Source organism: Arthrobacter sp. P4_F11 (assembly GCF_056401395.1).
Map to the genome: position 1 here is coordinate 271,486 of NZ_JBFUJK010000002.1, position 19,378 is coordinate 290,863.

At 68.3% G+C, this 19,378-nt stretch carries 16 protein-coding genes and 1 pseudogene; 14 read left to right on the plus strand and 3 right to left on the minus strand.

The features are described from left to right. Nucleotides 1-208: 208 nt before the first annotated feature. Nucleotides 209-412, plus strand: a pseudogene (locus AC1DRO_RS04265) (substrate-binding domain-containing protein); the annotation flags it as partial. Nucleotides 413-655: 243 nt separating this feature from the next. Next, the gene (nadE, locus tag AC1DRO_RS04270) at nucleotides 656-1,477 is read left to right on the plus strand and encodes an ammonia-dependent NAD(+) synthetase (RefSeq protein ID WP_026539367.1); all 822 of its coding nucleotides are present in this window, start codon (nucleotides 656-658) and stop codon (nucleotides 1,475-1,477) included. A gap of 52 nt (nucleotides 1,478-1,529) precedes the next feature. Here nadE and AC1DRO_RS04275 read toward each other — a convergent pair whose 3' ends face one another. Together AC1DRO_RS04275 and AC1DRO_RS04280 are read right to left on the minus strand one after the other, a co-directional pair. After that, a complete protein-coding gene (locus tag AC1DRO_RS04275; protein ID WP_476949949.1) occupies nucleotides 1,530-2,435 on the minus strand; it encodes an NADP-dependent oxidoreductase in 906 nt (301 codons plus the stop codon). A 135-nt stretch (nucleotides 2,436-2,570) separates the two neighbouring features. Beyond that, nucleotides 2,571-3,353 carry an IclR family transcriptional regulator gene (locus AC1DRO_RS04280; RefSeq protein ID WP_230010098.1) on the minus strand — a complete coding sequence of 261 codons (783 nt, stop codon included), beginning with the start codon at nucleotides 3,351-3,353 and terminating at the stop codon, nucleotides 2,571-2,573. A gap of 249 nt (nucleotides 3,354-3,602) precedes the next feature. On the opposite strand from AC1DRO_RS04280, the gene AC1DRO_RS04285 reads away from it, so the two are divergent. The 8 genes from AC1DRO_RS04285 (at nucleotide 3,603) to AC1DRO_RS04320 (ending at nucleotide 12,283) form a co-directional block, all read left to right on the plus strand. After that, complete coding sequence (locus AC1DRO_RS04285; protein WP_476949950.1) at nucleotides 3,603-4,349, plus strand: CoA transferase subunit A; 747 nt, start codon at nucleotides 3,603-3,605, stop codon at nucleotides 4,347-4,349. Between the two features lie 81 nt (nucleotides 4,350-4,430). Then, nucleotides 4,431-5,111, plus strand: a complete 681-nt coding sequence (locus AC1DRO_RS04290; RefSeq protein ID WP_459383705.1) for a CoA transferase subunit B — start codon at nucleotides 4,431-4,433, stop codon at nucleotides 5,109-5,111. Then, on the plus strand, nucleotides 5,108-6,298 hold the full coding sequence (locus AC1DRO_RS04295; RefSeq protein WP_476949951.1) for an acetyl-CoA acetyltransferase: 1,191 nt from the start codon (nucleotides 5,108-5,110) through the stop codon (nucleotides 6,296-6,298). Before AC1DRO_RS04290 ends, AC1DRO_RS04295 begins: the two co-directional genes overlap by 4 nt. A gap of 133 nt (nucleotides 6,299-6,431) precedes the next feature. Continuing rightward, nucleotides 6,432-7,487 (plus strand): zinc-dependent alcohol dehydrogenase family protein, encoded by a 1,056-nt coding sequence (locus tag AC1DRO_RS04300; protein WP_459383703.1) that lies wholly within the window; start codon nucleotides 6,432-6,434, stop codon nucleotides 7,485-7,487. Between the two features lie 145 nt (nucleotides 7,488-7,632). Continuing rightward, nucleotides 7,633-7,950 (plus strand): hypothetical protein, encoded by a 318-nt coding sequence (locus AC1DRO_RS04305; RefSeq protein WP_079552423.1) that lies wholly within the window; start codon nucleotides 7,633-7,635, stop codon nucleotides 7,948-7,950. Nucleotides 7,951-8,116: 166 nt separating this feature from the next. Continuing rightward, a complete protein-coding gene (locus tag AC1DRO_RS04310; RefSeq protein ID WP_476949952.1) occupies nucleotides 8,117-10,897 on the plus strand; it encodes a PEP/pyruvate-binding domain-containing protein in 2,781 nt (926 codons plus the stop codon). Between the two features lie 87 nt (nucleotides 10,898-10,984). After that, nucleotides 10,985-11,932, plus strand: a complete 948-nt coding sequence (locus AC1DRO_RS04315) for an alpha/beta fold hydrolase (RefSeq protein WP_476949953.1) — start codon at nucleotides 10,985-10,987, stop codon at nucleotides 11,930-11,932. Nucleotides 11,933-12,079: 147 nt separating this feature from the next. Continuing rightward, entirely contained in the window at nucleotides 12,080-12,283 is a 204-nt protein-coding gene (locus tag AC1DRO_RS04320) for a cold-shock protein (protein WP_009357211.1), read from the plus strand. Nucleotides 12,284-12,434: 151 nt separating this feature from the next. Here the strand turns inward: AC1DRO_RS04320 and AC1DRO_RS04325 are convergent, their stop codons facing one another. Continuing rightward, nucleotides 12,435-14,411, minus strand: coding sequence for an APC family permease (locus tag AC1DRO_RS04325; RefSeq protein ID WP_476949954.1), 1,977 nt, complete (start codon nucleotides 14,409-14,411; stop codon nucleotides 12,435-12,437). 416 nt (nucleotides 14,412-14,827) lie between these two features. Here AC1DRO_RS04325 and AC1DRO_RS04330 point away from each other — a divergent pair, with 416 nt between their 5' ends. From AC1DRO_RS04330 to kdpC, 4 genes are read left to right on the plus strand one after another with little or no spacing between them, the layout of a single operon-like run. Further along, a complete protein-coding gene (locus tag AC1DRO_RS04330; protein WP_018775954.1) occupies nucleotides 14,828-14,926 on the plus strand; it encodes a potassium-transporting ATPase subunit F in 99 nt (32 codons plus the stop codon). 7 nt (nucleotides 14,927-14,933) lie between these two features. Continuing rightward, complete coding sequence (kdpA, locus tag AC1DRO_RS04335; protein WP_476949955.1) at nucleotides 14,934-16,601, plus strand: potassium-transporting ATPase subunit KdpA; 1,668 nt, start codon at nucleotides 14,934-14,936, stop codon at nucleotides 16,599-16,601. After that, a complete protein-coding gene (kdpB, locus tag AC1DRO_RS04340; RefSeq protein ID WP_476949956.1) occupies nucleotides 16,598-18,736 on the plus strand; it encodes a potassium-transporting ATPase subunit KdpB in 2,139 nt (712 codons plus the stop codon). The genes kdpA and kdpB overlap by 4 nt, the downstream gene beginning before the upstream one ends. Before the next feature lie 10 nt (nucleotides 18,737-18,746). Then, complete coding sequence (gene kdpC, locus AC1DRO_RS04345) at nucleotides 18,747-19,376, plus strand: K(+)-transporting ATPase subunit C (protein WP_476949957.1); 630 nt, start codon at nucleotides 18,747-18,749, stop codon at nucleotides 19,374-19,376. Nucleotides 19,377-19,378: the final 2 nt, after the last annotated feature.

A 19,378-nucleotide genomic window follows, 5' to 3' on the forward strand; every position in this document is an offset into this window, starting at 1 on the left:
GGAGGGGTTTTTCGCGCACGTTTCGGACCCGCGCCGCGGCTTCGGACCGGCGCGGCGGGGATCCGCGCAGCACCGGCCCGAAACCCTAGCGGCGAGCCGAAACCTAGGCGCCCGCAGCCCCGCCGCGCCAGTTTAGAGCCGGGTGTCGAAGGAGTCGCAGAAGACGTTCTCGTTGAACGTGCCCTGGAACTCCGACTTGCCCTGGATCTGCGACGACATCTTTGGCGCCGACTTCTGCAGTCCGCCGCTGTCCACCATGGCCTCCCCGATCGAGCAGGCCGGCCGCGTGGCGGTGTCCATGCTGCTGGCCCAGCTGAACCCGCTCGCCGGCGGTGGCACCCGAAGCCGGTCCGTGATGCCCACCCATCTCACGGTCCGCGGCTCCACCGGTCCGGTGCGGCAGGCTCAATAGGCCCGGCGTCCGGGCCGGTGCCCAGTCAGGACCGGGCCGGCGGCGGCCGGCGGTGCGGTTTTCGGGGCGGTTCCGGCCAGGGGCGCCGAATTCGGACCGGCGCACCGGGGATCTAAGTCGCAACGGTCCGAAACCGTAGCCGCCGTCCGGAACCGAAGCCATTTCGACGCCGGATCCGCGTGTCAGCCGCCGGTCCGGCGCAATAGTTGAGCGTTGTTGACACCGCTGACTAGGCTGTGAGGCATGCGTGAACTCCAGGCGAAGATCATCGAGGAAATGGGCGTGCAGCCCCGGATCGACCCTGCCGGGGAGGTGCGCAAACGCGTGACGTTCCTGAAGGAATACTTGACGGCCACCCACACCAAGGGCTTCGTCCTGGGCATCTCGGGTGGCCTGGACTCCTCCCTGGCCGGGCGGCTGGCCCAGCTGGCGGTCGAGGAACTCGAGGCCGAGGGCACCGAGGCGAACTTCGTGGCCGTGCGGCTGCCCTACGGCGTCCAGCATGACGAGGACGACGCCCAGGCGGCCCTGGACTTCGTGCGCGCCAAGACCGAATGGACGTTCAACATCTCGGCCGCGGTAGATGGCTTCGAGGACGAGTTCGAGAAGACCGTGGGCACGGAGATCTCCGATTTCCACAAGGGCAACACCAAGGCCCGGACCCGGATGATTGCCCAGTACGCCCTGGCCGGCGAGCACAACTACCTGGTGATCGGCACGGATCACGGCGCCGAGTCCGTCACGGGGTTCTTCACCAAGTTCGGCGACGGCGGCGCGGACATCCTGCCGCTGTTCGGCCTTAACAAGCGCCAGAACCGCGCCCTGCTGGCGGAACTCGGCGCACCGGCCCGGATCTGGGAAAAGGTTCCGACGGCGGATCTGCTGGACGGCAAGCCGGGCCGCACCGACGAGGACGAACTCGGCCTGGGCTACGACCTGATCGATGACTACCTCGAGGGCCGTGACGTACCCGATGCCGCTGCCGAACGGATCGAGGCGATGTACCTGCGGACCCGCCACAAGCGCACGGTCCCGGTGACGATTTTCGACACCTGGTGGAAATAGCCTGAGCCGGGAGCCCCGGGCCGGGCTGCAGGCTCGCCCCGCGGGGTTCCAATTACGGGATCAGCACGAGTTTGCCCTGGACATGGCCTGCGCGGCTGATGCCCAGTGCCCGGGCCGCATCGGTGAGGGGAATCCGCTCCTGGATGCTGAAGCGGAGCTTTCCCTCGGCCGACAGCCGGGCCGCCTCCGCTACCCGTCCGTCCAGCAGCCTGACCGGTGCAATTCCGGCGGCGTTGGTCTCCTTTCCAGGCACTGTGGTCACCGCGGCGCCGTGGCCGCCGAGCAAATGGACCGTCGCCGTCGTCGTCTCCTCCCCGCCAAAGGTGTCCACGACGGCGGTGATGGTGCCCAGTGCGCGGACGCGTTCCACGAACCCCTCGCCGTAGGCCACCGGCACGGCGCCGAGGCCGCGCAAATAGTCGTGGTTCTGCTCTGAAGCGGTGCCGATGACCTGGGCGCCGAGCTGCCGCGCGATCTGGACTGCCGCCGAGCCGACCCCGCCCGCTGCGCCGTGGATGAGGACCGTGTCCCCCACGCCAATGCCAAGCTGAACCAGCGCCGAATACGCCGTGCCGCCAGCTATCGCGACACACGCGGCCTGCTCAAAATCGATGCCCGCGGGTTTTGGCGTCAGCTGGCTGGCCGGAAAATTGGCCAGGGCACGGTAGGCCCCGGAAATGCCATTCCAGATGACGTCGTCGCCCACCTCATAGCCGGTCACGCCGGGGCCAACGGCGGTCACGATTCCTGCCGCCTCACAACCGGGAACTGCAGGGAAGTCCAGGGCAAGGTACGGCTCCAGGTAGCCGGCAACGATTTTCCAGTCCACCGGGTTGACGCCGACGGCGCGGATCTCCACCTGGACCTCGATCTCCGCCGGAACCGGCGGTTCCTCCTCGCCAACCGTGACGACATCCGGGCTGCCATAGTGATCGAAAGAGATCTTGATGTCTTTCATGAGGCTTTGCTCCTTCGGCTCGACGCGATGCGGCCTGTGCTGCCAGCTTCTGGCACAAGCGGCGACTGCGCAAGAGTCGCCCGGCGAGTTGAACCGTCCGAGGCAGCCTGAGCCGGACCGGGTCCATGGCCAGGGTCAGGCGCCTGGCGAGCGGGTCAGCAGCGTGGAGATCCGGTGCGCTTCTTCCAGGAGCAGCCGCCCCAGCTGCGGACGCCGGTCCTCCCGGAAGCGCGGCTCGATACCGGTCAGGGACAGCGCCCAGGCGGGGCGCCCCCGCTGGTCGAAGACCGCCGCACCCATCCCCCAGCTGCCTTCCAGGACCAGCCCCGGATTGACCGAATAGCCGGCCTGCCGCGTCGCTTCGAGGTTCTCCCTAACCAGTGCTGCGGTGTGCGCGGCCGCAAAGCTGCCGGCGTGGGCTGCCCAGTTGGCGAGCAGCTCTTCCTGCTCTTGTGCCGGCAGGAAGGCCATGATGGCGGTGCCTGCGGAGGCGACGCCCAGCGGGAACCGCACCCCCTCGTGCAGCACGAAGGAACGGACCGGGAAGCTGCCTTCTTCCCGGAGCAGGCACACGGTCTCGTTGCCGCGGCGGATGGAGAAGAAAGCGCTTTCGCCGGTCTCTTCGGCCAGGCGGCGCAGGCTCGGCCTCGCGATGTCCTCCAGGGGGAAGCGCGCCGAGGCCACAGACCCCAGCAGCAGGATCTCAGGACCCAGGACCCAGTTGCCGCTGCCCGGGTCCTGGTCCAGCAGCCCCTCGGCCGCGAGCGAGCTCAGCAGCCGGTGCACGGTGGGCCGCGTCAGGCCGGATTCGCGCACGAGCTCCACCAGGGGGCAGCCCTCCGGCTTCCGGCCGACCAGGCGCAGCAGGCCGGCTGCCCGGCTGACCACCTGGGCGCCCTGGACGGGGGTTGTATTCATTGCTTGCCTCACGTCGGCCAGGAACTGGGTGATGCTGTCACCCACGTTGCTTTTACCCGATTTTACCATCAGGTATCCACATAATGGATAGTGCCAAGGGTAGCGTCCACACTATAAACTCCGCCAATTTGCGGGGAAACTCCACGTTGACAGTGGTCCGTGACACACCATAGGCTCCTTCTTCAGGCATGGAGTCCACAAAGTGGATTGCCGGAGTGGATAGCAAGACGAGCTCAATGAGGAGATGCAATGTCAAAGGTGAAATCCGGGGCAGCGGCCGCTCTGCAGGACGTACTGCGCGACGGCATGACGCTCGCCGTCGGCGGTTTCGGGCTCAGCGGGATCCCCGCTGATCTGATCGAGGCGGTGCGGGATTCCGGGGTGAAGGACCTGACGGTCGTCTCCAACAACATGGGCGTGGACGGCAAGGGCCTCGGGGTCCTGATCGAAGGCGGCCAGGTCCGCAAGGTCATCGCGTCCTACGTTGGGGAAAACAAGCTCTTCGCCGAGCAGTACCTCGCCGGCCAGTTGGAGGTGGAGTTCACCCCGCAGGGCACCCTTGCTGAGCGGCTGCGCGCCGGCGGCGCCGGCATCCCGGCGTTCTACACGAAGACCGGCGTGGGCACCCTCGTCGCCGAAGGCAAGCCGCTGGCGGAGTTCGACGGCGAGACCTATGTCCAGGAGCGCGCCATCAAGGCCGACGTCGCCCTGGTTCACGCCCACACGGCCGACACCGACGGCAACCTGATCTACCGGTACACCGCGCAGAACTTCAACCCCGTGGTCGCCACGGCCGCCGCCGTGACCGTCGCCGAGGCCGAAGTGATCGTCGAGCCCGGCCAGCTGGACCCGAACCACATCATCACCCCCGGCGTGTTCGTCCAGCGCCTGGTCCAGGCCAGCGGCCGCGTCAAGGACATCGAACAGCGCACCGTCCGCCCGCGGCCCGCAGCGGAAACAGAGCCGGCGCAGGCCGCCTCCGCCGTCACCGTCTAATCCGGCCCGAGCGCCGCCCACCCCGGGCGCGCCGGCATTGGCGCCCCACCCCTGCACCCTGACTTTCCAAGGAGAACCACCATGGCCTGGACCCGAGATGAAATGGCCGCAATCGCGGCCGAAGAACTGAACGACGGCGACTACGTCAACCTTGGCATCGGCATCCCCACGCTGGTGGCCAACAACCTGCCCGACGGCGTCCGCGTTGTCCTGCAGAGCGAGAACGGCCTCCTCGGCATGGGCCCGTTCCCCTTCGAGGGCGAGGAAGACGCGGACCTGATCAACGCCGGCAAGCAGACCGTCACGGTTCTGCCCGGCGGCAGCATCTTCGACTCCGCGACGTCCTTCGGCATGATCCGCGGCGGTCACGTGAAGGTCGCGATCCTGGGCGCCATGCAGGTCTCCGGGAACGGAGACCTCGCCAACTGGACCATCCCCGGCAAGATGGTCAAGGGCATGGGCGGTGCCATGGACCTCGTGGCCGGCACCCCGCGCGTCGTGGTCCTCACCGAGCACAACGCCAAGGACGGCACCGCCAAGATCGTCAAGGAATGCACGCTGCCCCTCACCGGGCTCAGCTGCGTGGACCGCATCATCAGCGACCTCGCGGTCTTCGACCTTGTGAAGAATGAGCACAAAGCAGACGGCGGGCGGAAGCTCACGCTCACGCGCCTCGCGCCGGGCGTCACCGTGGAGGAAATCCGCGAAAAAACCGAAGCCGACTTCGATGTCGCGCTCGAATTTGAAGGAGCGACGGCATGAGCCTCAAAGACCAGTTCGGCAAGGACGTCCTGCTCACCGGCTGGGGCCACAGCCGGTTCGGCAAGCTGAGCGAAGAAACCCTGGAGTCCCTGATCGTGGAGGTCGCCACCGAGGCGATCGGCAACGCCGGGATCGAGCCCGGCCAGATCGATGAGATTTACCTCGGCCAGTTCAACTCCGGCATGATGCCGCTGGCCTTCCCGTCCTCCCTCGCATTGCAGGTCTCGGATCAGCTGGCCAACGTTCCCTCCACCAGGGTCGAGAACGCCTGCGCCTCCGGCTCTGCCGCGTTCCAGCAGGGCACCAAGTCCCTGCTTGCCGGCACCGCGAAGACCGTCCTGGTGATCGGTGCCGAGAAGATGACGCAGGCCGGGGCCGACGTCGTGGGCGCGGCCCTGCTCGGCGCGGACTACGACATGGCCGGCAAGGCCTCCACCACCGGGTTCACGGGACTCTTCGCCGAGGTGGCGAAGCACTACGGCAAGCGCTACGGCGCCGGCAGCCTCGGCGACGTCCTGGGCACCATCGCGGCGAAGAACCACCGCAACGGCGTCGACAACCCCTACGCCCAGCTCCGCAAGGACCTCGGCGAGGACTTCTGCCGCACCGTCTCGGACAAGAACCCGATGGTGGCCGACCCGCTGCGCCGCACCGACTGCTCCCCCGTCTCCGACGGCGCCGCCGCCGTCGTCCTCAGCGTCGCCCCGACCGGCGGGGCAACCGCGCCGGTGCGGCTCGCCGGCTTCGGCCAGGCGAACGACTTCTTCCCCGCCGAGCGCCGGGATCCGACCGAATTCGCCGCCACACGTGCCTCCTGGCAGCGGTCCCTGCGGATGGCCGGCGTCGGGCTGGAGGAGCTCGACTTCGCGGAAGTCCACGACTGCTTCACCATTGCCGAACTGCTCATGTATGAGGCCATGGGGCTGACCGAACGCGGCCAGGGTGCCCGGGCGCTCGAGGAAGGCTGGGTCTTCAAGGACGGCAAGCTGCCGGTCAACGTCTCGGGCGGCCTCAAGGCCAAGGGCCACCCCGTCGGCGCCACCGGCGTCTCCCAGCACGTCATCGCCGCGATGCAGCTCACCGGCACGGCCGGAGACATGCAGCTGGCCAACCCGCGCCGGGCAGCGGTGCAGAACATGGGTGGCGTGGGCATCGCCAACTACGTCAGCGTGCTCGAAGCCCTCTAAAGCAACGCGGGGGTCAGATACGGCCCTTAATGGGCCGGATCTGACCCCGCGTTGCTTGTCCTCGCCTGCGTGGCCGGGATGCCACGGGACTAAACTCGTTCCCAGCCCATCCACCACAATGCGAGGAGCACCCATGCGCGCCACCATCATCCACGGTCCCGGCGACATCCGAGTCGAAGACCGCGACTACCCCACCCTCCAGCTGCCCACCGACGTCATCGTGAAGGTCACCGCCTCCTGCGTCTGCGGCTCGGACCTCTGGCCGTACCGCGGGGTCAAGCCCACCCACAAGCCGTCCGCGATCGGGCACGAGTTCATCGGGACGGTCGAAAGCGTCGGCGACGACATCAAAGACCTCGCCGTGGGCGACTTCGTGATCGCTCCGTTCGTGGTCAGCTGCGGCGCGTGCCCACAGTGCCTCGACGGCGTCACGGTGGCCTGCGACCACCTCGCCGGCTGGGGCGGCAAGGATGACACTGGCCACGGGATCGACGGCGGCCAGGGCCAGGCCGTGCGCGTACCGCTCGCCGAGTCCACGCTGGTCAAGGTCCCAGGCGTCACCGACCCGGACGACGCCCTCCGCGCCAGCCTGCTCACGCTCTCCGACGTCATGGCCACCGGCCACCACGCAGCACTCGCGGCCAAGGCCGGTCCCGGCCGGACGGTCGTGGTGGTCGGCGACGGCGCCGTGGGGCTCTGCGGCGTCCTGGCCGCCAAGCGCCTCGGCGCGGAGCGGATCATCGCCATGTCGCGGCACGCCGACCGCCAGGCGATCGCCCGCGAATTCGGGGCCACGGACATCGTCGCCGAACGCGGGGACGAGGGCGTCGCCAAGGTCCGCGAACTGCTCGGCGGCGTTCTGGCCGACTCCGTGCTGGAGTGCGTGGGGACCAAGGAATCCATGGAACAGGCCCTGCACAGCGTCCGCCCGGGAGGCGCCCTCGGCTTTGTCGGCGTCCCCACCGGCGGCGCCGAAGCCCCGCTGCGCTTCCTGTTCGACACCAACATCTCGATCGGCGGCGGCATGGCCCCGGCCCGGACGTACATTCCGGAACTGCTGGCGGACGTGCTGAACGGCACCATCAATCCGGGCCGCGTGTTCGACTCGGTCATGCCGCTGGAGGAGGCACCCGAGGCCTACCGCGCGATGGACGAACGGCGCGCCATCAAGGTCCTCCTGACCCCGTAGCCGGGCTCTCGACGGCGGCCGCGCTTGCACCCGCGCGGCCGCCCGCGCCGGCCCTGGCTGTACTGCTGGCTCCCGCCCTTGCACGGGCAAGGACGAGGGTCTAGCGTGAAGCGCATCAGCATCCGCCGCCGTCAAGGGAGCCGTCATGGCCAGGTTCGTGCAGATCATCGAATTTCAGACCTCCCGCATTGAGGAGATCGAGCAACTCGGCCGGCCCTCCAGGACGGAGGGAACCACTGCCCCGACCTTCCGCCGGATCATGGCCACCGCAGACCGCGACCGCCCCGGAACGTACCTCACGATCGTGGAATTCGACTCCTACGAGTCGGCCATGGAGAACTCCAACCGGCCCGAGACCTCCGAATTCGCCGCGCAGATGGCCGCCCTGTGCGACGGCCCTCCGGTCTTCCGCAACCTGGATCTTATGTGGGAAGACACCGGCGAGGCCGACGCCGGCCAGTAGGCCGGCAGGCTCGCTTGGCAGAGGTGCCGCCGCGCCGCCGGACTGAGGACCCGGCGGCCGCCCGCGGCTTGAATACGTGGCGTGAACACGTGGCTTGAAGACGCGGACAGGACGTGGGAGCAGGGAAATGGGTTCTGCAGATGGCAGGGCGCCGGAAAGTCTCGTCATGGATCTCAGCGCACTGGGTTCCGCTCCCCTGCCGCTCGTGGGCGGAAAGGCCCTGAACCTCGGCAAGCTCACGACCGCCGGGTTCCGCGTACCCCGCGGATTCTGCCTCACCACGGTTGCCTACCGGAAGGCGGCCCCGGCCGAACTCGACGCGCTGGCGGCCCGGCTGGACGCCGCGCAGCCCCACCCGTCGAACAACGGCGAAACAGACGACGGCGAATCCCGCCCCGGCCAGCCAGGCCGCCCCGGGTTGCACCGGCCCGGACCGGACCTGGGCGAACTGGCCCGGCAGGCGCGGGAAATGATCGTGACCGCGCCGATTCCCGCCGACGTCGATGCCGCCCTTCGCGGCGCGTATGCAGTGCTCGGCAACCGGGCCACAGTGGCAGTCAGATCCTCCGCCACCGCCGAGGACCTGCCCTTCGCCAGCTTCGCCGGCCAGCAGGATTCCTTCCTGAACATCTCCGGAGCCGACGCCGTGGTCGAGTCGGTCCGGCGCTGCTGGGCCTCACTCTGGACCGAACGGGCTGTGGCCTACCGCGCCGCCAACGGGATCAGCCACCGTGAGGTGGGCCTCGCCGTCGTCGTCCAGGACCTCATCACCGCCACCAGCGCCGGCGTGCTCTTCACCGCCAATCCCGTGACGGGCACCCGGACCGAAACGGTCATCGATGCGAGCGCCGGGCCCGGCCAGGCGGTGGTCTCCGGCAGCGTCAACCCGGACCATTTCGTCGTGGATACGGCCACGGGACGCATCCTCCTCCGTTCACCGAAGGGGACGTCAGTCCGGCGGCGGCCGAGCCTGGACGACGCCCGGATCCGCGAACTCACGGCCCTCGGCGATACCGTCCAGCGGCTGTTCGGGGCACCCCAGGATGTGGAATGGGTGATCGACGCCGCGGGCAGGATCTGGGTGACCCAGTCGCGGCCCATCACCACGTTGTATCCGCTGCCGGAGCCTGCGGCCGCCGAACCGCTGGGCGCGGAGGCAGGAGCCGACGTCGACCCCCACGTCTACCTGTGCGGCACCTTGCTCCAGGGCCTGACCAGGCCCCTGACCCCCATGGGGCTCTCCGTGCTGGGCTCAATGCGGAACCGCAACGGGCCGTGGCGGTACGTCAACCCGGGATTGCGGATGTATGTGGACGTGACGCCCATGGTGCGCAACAGGTACGGCCGCCGCTACCTGCTGCGCATGCTTCCGCTGGCGGACGGCAGGTCCGGCGCGGTTTTTCCGGCACTCCTGGATGACCCGCGGTTCGGCGTGCGCAAACGGCCGTCCCGGCGGCCACGGCACGGCGCGGCGGGCAGGCTGGCCCCCCGGCGGCCGGGGACCGGCAGCGGCGCAGCGGGCAATAGCGCAGGGCGCGATCCCGGAACCATGGCCGGCCTGGGCCTGACGGTCCGGCTGCTTCCGTCCCTGGTGCGGGCCGCGGTGCGGCCGTCCGCCGAACTGCGCCGCGCCTTCGATTACGGAGATCGCCTTCAATCCGAACTTGTCCTGCCGGAACCGGCCACCACTTTTGGCCGGCTCGATCACGCCCAGCGCATCCTGGAGAACACCGTGGACGGGCTGATCCTGGCGACGCTGCCCGGACCGTCCGTTGGGTACCTCATGCTGGCCGGGGCGCGCAGGCTGCTGCGCGGCATCGCGGCACCGCGGGAACTCGAGGCCGTGTTGCGGGGTCTGCCCAACAATGTCACCACCGAGATGGACCTCGAACTCTGGCAACTGGCCGTCACCGTCGGCGCGAATGCCGCGTCCCGGGAAGTGTTCCTGGCCCACGGGCCAAGGGAACTGGCCGCCCTGTACAAGGCCGGCTCGCTGCCCGCAGTGGCACAGACCGGCCTGCACGGGTTCCTGGACCGCTACGGCCACCGCGCCGTGGCAGAGATCGACCTTGGCATGCCGCGGTGGTCGGAAAAACCGGACCATATCCTCGGGATGATCTCGAACTACCTTCATGTGGCCGACCCTGAGCAAGCGCCCGACCGGCAGTTCGCCCGCGCCGAGGAACATGCCGAGGCCAGGATCCGCAGCCTGGTGGAACGGACCAGGGCCCGTGGCCGGATCCGTGCCCGGCTGGTGGAATTCTGCCTGCGCCGGACCCGCCAGCTGTCCGGACTGCGCGAACTGCCCAAGTTCTACATCATCCTCGCCCTCGCGGAAATGCACCGCCAGCTCAACGCGATCGGCATCGAGCTGGCCCGGTCCGGTGCGATCGCCGCCGCGGACGACGTGTATTTCCTGGAATTCGACGAGGTCCGTGTGGGTTTGCGGGGTGCCGACCTGAAGGGCATCGTCGCGGGCCGCCACCGGATCTACGACGTCGAACTACGCCGGCGCCGGATTCCCCGGCTCCTGCTCTCCGACGGCACGGACGTGGAGGCGGCCGTGATGGCCAAGTCCCCCGCTTCCGGCGCCCTCGCCGGGACACCGGCGTCGGCCGGCACCGCCACCGGAACGGTCCGCGTCATCCTGGATCCGGTGGGCGCGCACCTCGAGCCCGGGGAAATCCTCGTGGCACCCTCCACCGACCCCGGCTGGACGCCGCTGTTCATGACAGCCGGCGCCCTGGTGATGGAAATGGGCGGGGTGATCTCGCACGGCGCCGTGGTGGCCCGCGAATACGGCATCCCGGCGGTGGTGGGCGTGCCGGACGCGACCACCCGTTTGCGGACCGGTGAGACCGTGACCGTGGACGGATCGGCCGGAACGGTGCGGCAGGTGGATGCCCCGCTCTCCCCCGCGACGGCCGCCGGCAGCCTGGCTGGCTGAGCGTGGACCTCCGGACCGGCCGGCGCCGGGCCGTCGAATTGCAGCGGGACCTCCGCCACGCCGCCAGCCGGGGGCTATGTTAGATAGATGGCGTCTGCCGGCAGTAACGCACAGGGCGGCCCGGTTCCCGAAGGCTTTGGTTCGGGGCTGGTGGACGATGCCGCCCGCCGGGACGCCGCGTTGCCCGACTTCGACTGGGCCGTCCTTCCGGCAGGCGTGATGCGCGGTGAGTTCGAGGCACCGAGCGGGACCTTGGCGACGATCGCTGCCGGAGATCCTGGGAAGCCGCGCGTCCTGCTGGTCCCGGGCGCAACCGGCTCCAAGGAAGACTTCATCCTCATGCTGCCTGAGCTCGCCGCGGCCGGCTACTTCGTCCTCAGCTGCGACATCGCCGGGCAGTATGAATCCGCCCAGGCCGGGCCCGAAAACCTCGTTCCGCCCCGGAACTGCTACGACTACGAGCTGTTCCGCGACGACCTCCTGGCCATGCTGGACACCGACCAAGGCTCGGTGCACGTCGTGGGGTATTCCTTCGCGGCGGTGGTTGCCCAACTGGCGTTCGTCCAGCAGCCAGAAAAGTTCCGCAGCCTGACCCTCATCAGCTGCCCGCCGGAGCCGGGGCAGAGCCTCCGTTATGTGCGCCTGGCTGGCTGGGTCAGCTGCTGGGTCACCTCCAGGGTCGGCACCGCATTAATGATTTGGGGCATCCGCAGCAATATTGCCCGGGTGGCGCCGCAGCGGCTGCGGTTCGTCAGGAGCCGGTTCGCGTTCACGCGCCGCGCCTCGGTGGTCGACATCATCGGCCTTATGAAGCACACCCCGGATCTGCGGCGGGTGCTGGCGGCCGCGACGCTGCCAAAGCTTGTCGCAGTCGGCGAACACGACCTCTGGCCGCTGGCGTTGCACCGCAGCTTCGCGCAGTCGATCGGTGCGCGGATTTCGGTCTACCGCGCGGGCCACAGCCCGTCCGAGACCTCGCCGTACCAGATCAGCCGGGACCTGATTGCGCTCTTCGACGCCACCGTCTCGGCCTGACGAAAGCGGCCGGCCGGGACGAAGACCCCCGTCAGACCCTTGCACCGCGGCCCGTCGCACCGTACGTTGGGGACAGCGGACGAATGTCTCCGCAGCCGTTGGCCTTATGGCCGCCGGAGATCAGCAGCATTTCAGAAGGATAAAGGCATGGCTACAGGCACAGTTAAATGGTTCAACGCCGAAAAGGGTTTTGGCTTCATTGCCCCGGATGACGGGTCGGCCGACGTTTTCGCCCACTACTCGGCAATCGCTACCAGCGGCTACCGTTCGCTGGACGAGAACCAGAAGGTTGAATTCGACGTCACGCAGGGCCCGAAGGGCCCGCAGGCTGAGAACATCCGCCCGCTCTAAGTACTCCGGAAAAAGCCCCGGCCGCCTGGCCGGGACACTTTCCCCGAAGACCACAAACGCCCCTCCGGAGGATTCCTCCGGAGGGGCGCTTGTGTTCGAGGCGCTTGTGTTCGAGGCGCTTGTGGCCTTGCGCCTGCCGCCGGGCGCGGTCTCAGCCGACGTGGACCCACGGACGCCGGGTGACGTCCGGCTCGGCCTCGCGCAACACTTCGCGCGTCACCGGGGCGATCTCGCCTTCGCCGAAGGCCAGGAACCGCAGGAGGTTGGTGAACGGGTTTCCCTCCGTCCAGCGGAAGTAGATGTGCGGCATCAGCCCGGTGACGTCGCGGATGTGCAGCAGCACGGAGGCGATCGTGTTCGGAACAACGGGCCCGTGGACCTCCAGGATCTGGTATCCGTGCCGGGTGACCCCGCGGACCTCGAGCGCGGTCTCGAAGTCCGAGGAGTCGTCCACCACTACTTCCAGGAACAGCGCCTGGGAGTCCAGCGGGAGGTGGCTGACCTCGATGGCGGACGTGAGCTTGTCCAGGTACGCCTGGGCAGTGAGCCGCAGCGGTTCGTGGGCGATGATCGCGATGGGGCCGGATTCATTGGCGGCCAGGAATTCCAGAGCCGGGGTGTCCATGCGCACATGCGTGGCGTGGAGCTCGAAGGAGCGCCGGATGCGCGAGAGCAGGGAGATCACGATGATCCCGAGGATGAAGAAGGCCGCGATCCGGATGCCTTCGGGCCGCTCGAAGATGTTCGCCACCGTGGTGTAGATGAACACGACGGCGATGATGCCGAAGCCGATGCTGCGCTTACGCTGCTGGTGGCTGCGCGCGGACAGCGTCACGGCAATCGCCGCCGACGTCATCAGGACCAGGACGCCGGTGGCGTAGGCGCCGCCCTGGGCATCGACGTCGGCGTCGAACAGCCAGGTGATCAGGAACCCCACCAGGGTGAACACCAAAACCAGCGGCCTGACCGCCCGGGCCCATTCCGGAGCCATGCCGTACCGGGGCAGATAGCGCGGCACGAGGTTCAGCAGCCCGGCCATGGCGGAGGCGCCGGCGAACCACAGGATGGCGATGGTGCTCAGATCGTAGACGGTGCCGAATCCGTTTCCCAGGTATTCGTGCGCCAGATAAGCCAGGGCGCGGCCGTTCGCCTGCCCGCCGGGCTGGAACTCCTGCGCCGGGATCAGGACCACTGTGGTGAAGCTCGTGGTGACGAGGAACGCGCTCATGATCAGGGCCGCCGTCGTCAGCAGCCGGCGTGCACCCTTGATCCGGCCCTGGGGGTTCTCCTCGGTGTCCTTGGCGTGGCCGCGGATCTGCGGCATCACGGCGACGCCGGTCTCGAAGCCGGACAGGCCCAGGGCCAGCTTGGGGAACACGAGCAGCGCGATGCCCACCACCATCAGCGGGCTCCCGTGCTGGGTGGTCAGGGCCAGCCACCAGTTGTCGACCGCCACCGGGTGCTGCAGGACCTCGATGATCGTTGTGATGACCACGACGACGTTCAGCCCGAGGTAAATGCCCACCAGGACGACGGCGACGCCGATCGCCTCCTTGAAACCGCGCAGGAACACCGCGGAGAGCAGAGCCAGCAGGAACAGCGTGACGGCGACGTTCTGGCCCTGCATCCACTCGGGGGCGAGGGGGTTCTCGATGGCGTGGGCGGTCGCGTCCGCGGCGGAAAGCGTCATGGTGATCATGAAGTCGGTGGCGGCGAAGCCGAGCAGGACCAGGACCAGGAGTTTCCCGCCCCAACGTGGCAGCAGCCGCTCCAGCATGGCGATGGACCCTTCACCGCGCGGGCTTTCGCCGGCCACCCGGCGGTACACGGGCAGTGCGCCCAGCAAGGTCACGGCCACCAGGACCAGGGTGGCCAGCGGCGAAATCACGCCGGCCGCGAGCGCGGCGATGGCGGGCTGGTAGCCCAGGGTGGAGAAGTAGTCCACGCCGGTCAGGCACATGACCTGCCACCACGAGTGCTTTTTCAGGTGGCTGTCGCTCACGGCCCCGGGCCCCTGGTGGATTCCCTTGGCGTCTTGGAGGCCGAACAGCAGCCAGTTCCTGAAGTGTTCCCCGGCGCCGGGCCGCGGCGCGGAGGGGTCTGCCGGGGGCCGGCTGAGGGTGGTCATGATGTCCTTTCCACGCGGCACACCGCGCCGCTTCCGTCCGAGACGCTACCAGCCCCGGAGGCCGCCGCTACCGTCCGGCGAACAATCCTGATGGTTCCTTAACGCGGCCCTCAAACCGGCGCTTCGGGTGCCCGTCCGGGTTCCCGCGCGTCGCCGGCCTCGCCGGACCCGCCACCGCTAATGCGGCATCAAGATCCAGGCCGCAACCATCAAGGAAGCGTTAAAACCGCCGGTTCGGGCCGGCGACGGGGTTTGACTGGAGCTGTCTCCCAACGGGGACACCGAGGAAAGGAATGCCCAATGGCTGATTTGGCTGTGATCGGAATCCTGATGCTGTCGATGGGATTCGTAATGTGGATCGGCCACGTCCTGGCCGGGATGGTCGGCAGTGCCGATGACCGGCCGGAGGGTGGCAAGTGAGCGCCGATGCGGTGATGTGGCTCGTTCTGTTGCTGGCAGGGCTGTGCCTCTTCGGCTACCTGCTGGCCGTCCTGATCCATCCGGAAAAGTGGTGAACGGATCATGACCTTCAACCCTGCGTCCTTTGCTGTCCAGGTGGCGGCGCTACTCATTGTCCTGGCGGCCATGCACAAGCCTCTGGGCATCTACCTGGCCCGGGTTTTCGAGGGCACGACGTCAGCCCGGGCCGAGCGCCTCTTCTACCGGCTGGCCGGGGTCGACGCCGGCACCGAGCAGACCTGGCCGGTCTACCTGCGCAGCGTTCTAGCGTTCTCGGCCGTCTCGATCCTGGCCGTGTTCGGCCTCCAACGGCTGCAGGGCGTCCTGCCCGGCAGCGGTTCGCTGCCCGGCGTCGACCCGTGGGTGGCCATGAACACCGCTATTTCCTTTGTGACCAACACGAACTGGCAGACCTACGTCCCCGAGACCACGGTAGGCATCTTCGTGCAGATGTGTCTGCTGGCGGTGCAGAACTTCCTCTCCGCCGCCGTCGGCATCGTGGTCGCCGTCGCCCTGATCCGGGGCATTGCCCGCACACGGACACAGCGGCTGGGCAACTTCTGGGTGGACCTGACCCGGACGACGTTCCGGGTCCTGCTGCCGCTGGCGTTCGTCGCGGCAGTGGTGATGGTCCTCGGCGGAGTGGTGCAGAATTTCTGGTCCACCGAGGTCACCAACCAGGCCACGGGCCTTTCGCAGAGCATTCCCGGCGGCCCCGTCGCCTCCCAGGAAGCCATCAAGGAGCTCGGGACCAACGGCGGCGGCTACTTTAACGCGAACTCCGCCCACCCGTTTGAAAACCCCAACGCCTTCATCAGCCTCTTTGAGGTGTTCCTGCTCCTGCTCATCCCCTCCGCCCTCCCGTATGCCTTCGGCCGGATGGTGGGCGACCAGCGGCAGGGCTACACGGTCGTCGCCGTGATGGGCACCCTGTGGCTGGCTTCGATTTCGCTGATGGGCTGGGCCGTCGCTGCCGGCCAGGGAACCGCGACGGCCGCCGCCGGTGGCCTCGGCGAAGGCTTCGAACAGCGCTTCGGCCCCGTGCCCAGCGCGATCTTCGCGACGTCCACCACCCTGACCTCCACCGGCGCCGTCAACACCGCCCACGATTCCCTGCCGCCGCTGGCCGGCGGAGTGGCCATGGTGAACATGATGCTCGGCGAAGTCGCCCCCGGCGGAACCGGGTCCGGGCTCTACGGCCTGCTGATCCTGTCCATCATTTCCGTCTTCATCGCCGGCCTCATGGTCGGGCGCACCCCGGAGTACCTGGGCAAGAAGATCGGACCGACGGAAATGAAACTCGCCGCCATGTACATCCTCGTCACCCCGAGCCTGGTGCTGGCCCTCGCCGGCATCACCGTCCTGCTGCCGGACGCCATGGCCAACGCCCCAGCCACCGGCCCGCACCAGTTCAGCGAAGCGCTTTACGCCTTCACCTCCGGGGCCAACAACAACGGCTCCGCGTTCGGCGGCATCACCACGTCGGGCCCATACCTCTCGGTCATGATGGGCCTGGCGATGCTGCTGGGCCGCTTTCTCCCGATCGTCCTGGTGATCGCCCTGGCCGGCTCCCTCGCCCGTCAGGGCAAGGTTCCCACGTCCGCCGGCACCGTCCCCACCCACGGCCCGCTGTTCGGCTCGCTGCTGGTCGGCGTGACGGTAATCCTGACCGCCCTGAGCTACTTCCCGGCCCTTGCCCTGGGCCCCCTCGCAGAAGGACTCCTCAAATGACCCGGTCCCACACGGCGTTAGCCACGGACACCGAAGCCCTGACCTACGCCGACGGAAACCCCCTTGGCACCCCCGGCGAGCACAAGCACCACACCAAAGCCCCGGCAAAACTGACACTCACGTCCGTCATAGCCGCCCTGCCCCTCGCGGTCAGGAAACTCTCCCCGCGGCAGATGATCCATTCCCCGGTCATGTTCATCGTGCTGGTCGGGGCCGGCCTGTGCACCGCGATCTCGGTGTACCGGCCGTCCGTGTTCGGCATCGCCGTGACGGCCTGGCTGTGGCTCACCGTCCTCTTCGGCACCCTGTCCGAATCCATCGCCGAGGGCCGGGGCAAGGCCCAGGCCGACAGCCTGCGCGCCAGCCGCAAGGGCGTCCAGGCCCGGCTCCGGCAGCCCGACGGCGCCACCCGGGACCTGCCGGGGACGGAGTTGCGGCGCGGAGACGTCGTGGTTTGCGAGGCCGGGGACGTCATTCCCTCGGACGGCGAAATCATCGAAGGCCTGGCCAGCGTCGACGAATCCACCATCACGGGCGAATCAGCCCCGGTCATCCGCGAATCCGGCGGAGACCGGTCCTCCGTCACCGGCGGCACGAAGGTCCTCTCGGACCGGATCGTCATCCGCATCACCGCAGAGCCGGGCCAAACCTTCATCGACCGGATGATCAGGCTTGTCGAGGGCGCCGTGCGGCAGAAGACTCCCAACGAAATCGCGCTCCACGTACTGCTGGTGTCCCTGACCATCGTCTTCCTGGCCGTCACCATGTCACTGGCACCGTTCGCCGCCCTCGCCGGCGCCACGCCGTCCCCGATCGTGCTGGTCGCACTGCTGGTCTGCCTGATCCCCACCACCATCGGGGCCCTGGTCCCGGCCATTGGCATCGCCGGCATGGACCGGCTGGTCCAGCACAACGTGCTCGCCACCTCCGGCCGTGCCGTGGAAACCGCCGGAGACATCACCACCCTGCTGCTGGACAAGACCGGAACCATCACCTACGGCAACCGCCGCGCCGTCAATTTCTTCCCCGCCAACCACGTGGACCGGACCCAACTCATCGAAGCGGCCCGGGTCTGCAGCCTGGCCGACGAAACCCCCGAGGGGCGCTCCATCGTGGACCTCGCCGCGGACAAGGGCGTGACCGGGGCCGATCTGACCACCCTTGAACATAGCGCCAGCGACTTTGCCGTCGTCCCCTTCAGCGCCAGCACGCGCATGAGCGGGTTGGACCTTGACGGCCGGCAGATCCGCAAGGGCGCCGCCTCCACGGTTGCGGCCTTCGTTGCCGAGTACGGCGGGCACTCCCCGGCGGAGGTCGAGCACCGGGTCACGGAAATCTCGGCCCAGGGCGGCACACCTCTCCTGGTCGCCCAGGTGGGCAAGGACGGCAGCGCCGACGTCCTTGGAACCATCCACCTCGCCGACGTCGTCAAACCCGGCATGCATGCCCGCTTCGCCGAACTGCGGCAAATGGGCATCCGGACCGTCATGATCACCGGCGACAACCCCATCACCGCCAAGGCGATCGCCGCCGAGGCCGGCGTCGATGACTTTCTGGCCGAAGCAACCCCGGAGGACAAGCTCGCGGTCATCAAGAAGGAGCAGGCCGCAGGCCGGCTCGTGGCCATGACCGGGGACGGCACCAACGACGCCCCGGCGCTGGCCGCCGCGGACGTGGGCGTCGCCATGAACTCCGGAACCCCCGCCGCGAAGGACGCTGCCAACATGGTGGACCTCGACTCCGACCCCACCAAACTCATCAACATCGTCGGCATCGGCAAGCAACTGCTCATCACCCGCGGCGCCCTGACCACCTTCTCGGTCGCCAACGACGTCGCCAAGTACTTCGCGATCGTCCCGGCCCTTTTTGCCGCCGCCTTCCCGGGGCTAGGGCTGCTGAACATCATGGGCCTGGCCACCCCGTCTTCAGCCATCCTGTCCGCGGTGATCTTCAACGCCCTGATCATCATCGCGTTGGTTCCGCTCGCGCTTCGGGGGGTCAAATACCGTGCCGTCTCCGCCAACCAGGCACTGGCCCGGAACCTGCTGATCTACGGGCTCGGCGGCCTGATTGCACCCTTCATCGGCATCAAGATCATCGACATGTTGATCTCCCTCATCCCAGGAATCGGCTAGGAAAATCCCTATGAACACTCTCACTGGCTACCTCCGGCAGGCAGGCACGGCCCTTCGGTTCTTGCTCTTCGCCACCCTGGTCCTCGGCCTTGCGTACCCGCTCGCCGTCTTCGGAACCGGACAACTGATCGCCCCGTACCAGGCCAACGGCTCCATCCTCAAAGACAGCGCCGGCGCCCCGGCCGCGTCCGCCCTGATTGTCCAGGCCGCGGCCAACGATTCCGGTGTCCAGGACCCCCGCTGGTTCCACGCCCGCCCTTCGGCTGCGAAGTGGGATCCGGCGTCGTCCTCCGCCAGCAATCTGGGGCCCAACGATTCGAAACTGCTCGACGGCGTGACCGCCAACCGGTCCGCCGTCGCCGCGGCTGAAGGCGTGGATCCGGCAACGGTGCCCGCCGACGCCGTGACCGCCAGCGGTTCCGGACTGGACCCGGACATTTCACCCGAGTACGCCAGGGTTCAGACGGCGCGGGTGGCGGCAGCGAACGGCCTGGGCGCCGACGCCGTTGCCTCCCTGGTGGAGCAGCACACCAGCAGTGGGTTAGTCGCGTTTCTCGGCCAGCCGTCAGTCAACGTGACTGCCCTCAACCTCGCCGTGGCGGCGGCCGCACGGCCGTCGCAGCCGGCACAATCCAAGTGAGA

Excerpts from the sequence above, each read along its gene's own strand:
- nadE (WP_026539367.1), top strand. The coding sequence starts at position 656 with ATGCGTGAACTCCAGGCGAAGATCATCGAGGAAATGGGCGTGCAGCCC.
- AC1DRO_RS04275 (WP_476949949.1), bottom strand. The coding sequence starts at position 2,435 with ATGAAAGACATCAAGATCTCTTTCGATCACTATGGCAGCCCGGATGTC.
- AC1DRO_RS04280 (WP_230010098.1), bottom strand. The coding sequence starts at position 3,353 with ATGAATACAACCCCCGTCCAGGGCGCCCAGGTGGTCAGCCGGGCAGCC.
- AC1DRO_RS04285 (WP_476949950.1), top strand. The coding sequence starts at position 3,603 with ATGTCAAAGGTGAAATCCGGGGCAGCGGCCGCTCTGCAGGACGTACTG.
- AC1DRO_RS04290 (WP_459383705.1), top strand. The coding sequence starts at position 4,431 with ATGGCCTGGACCCGAGATGAAATGGCCGCAATCGCGGCCGAAGAACTG.
- AC1DRO_RS04295 (WP_476949951.1), top strand. The coding sequence starts at position 5,108 with ATGAGCCTCAAAGACCAGTTCGGCAAGGACGTCCTGCTCACCGGCTGG.
- AC1DRO_RS04300 (WP_459383703.1), top strand. The coding sequence starts at position 6,432 with ATGCGCGCCACCATCATCCACGGTCCCGGCGACATCCGAGTCGAAGAC.
- AC1DRO_RS04305 (WP_079552423.1), top strand. The coding sequence starts at position 7,633 with ATGGCCAGGTTCGTGCAGATCATCGAATTTCAGACCTCCCGCATTGAG.
- AC1DRO_RS04310 (WP_476949952.1), top strand. The coding sequence starts at position 8,117 with ATGGATCTCAGCGCACTGGGTTCCGCTCCCCTGCCGCTCGTGGGCGGA.
- AC1DRO_RS04315 (WP_476949953.1), top strand. The coding sequence starts at position 10,985 with ATGGCGTCTGCCGGCAGTAACGCACAGGGCGGCCCGGTTCCCGAAGGC.
- AC1DRO_RS04320 (WP_009357211.1), top strand. The coding sequence starts at position 12,080 with ATGGCTACAGGCACAGTTAAATGGTTCAACGCCGAAAAGGGTTTTGGC.
- AC1DRO_RS04325 (WP_476949954.1), bottom strand. The coding sequence starts at position 14,411 with ATGACCACCCTCAGCCGGCCCCCGGCAGACCCCTCCGCGCCGCGGCCC.
- kdpA (WP_476949955.1), top strand. The coding sequence starts at position 14,934 with ATGACCTTCAACCCTGCGTCCTTTGCTGTCCAGGTGGCGGCGCTACTC.
- kdpB (WP_476949956.1), top strand. The coding sequence starts at position 16,598 with ATGACCCGGTCCCACACGGCGTTAGCCACGGACACCGAAGCCCTGACC.
- kdpC (WP_476949957.1), top strand. The coding sequence starts at position 18,747 with ATGAACACTCTCACTGGCTACCTCCGGCAGGCAGGCACGGCCCTTCGG.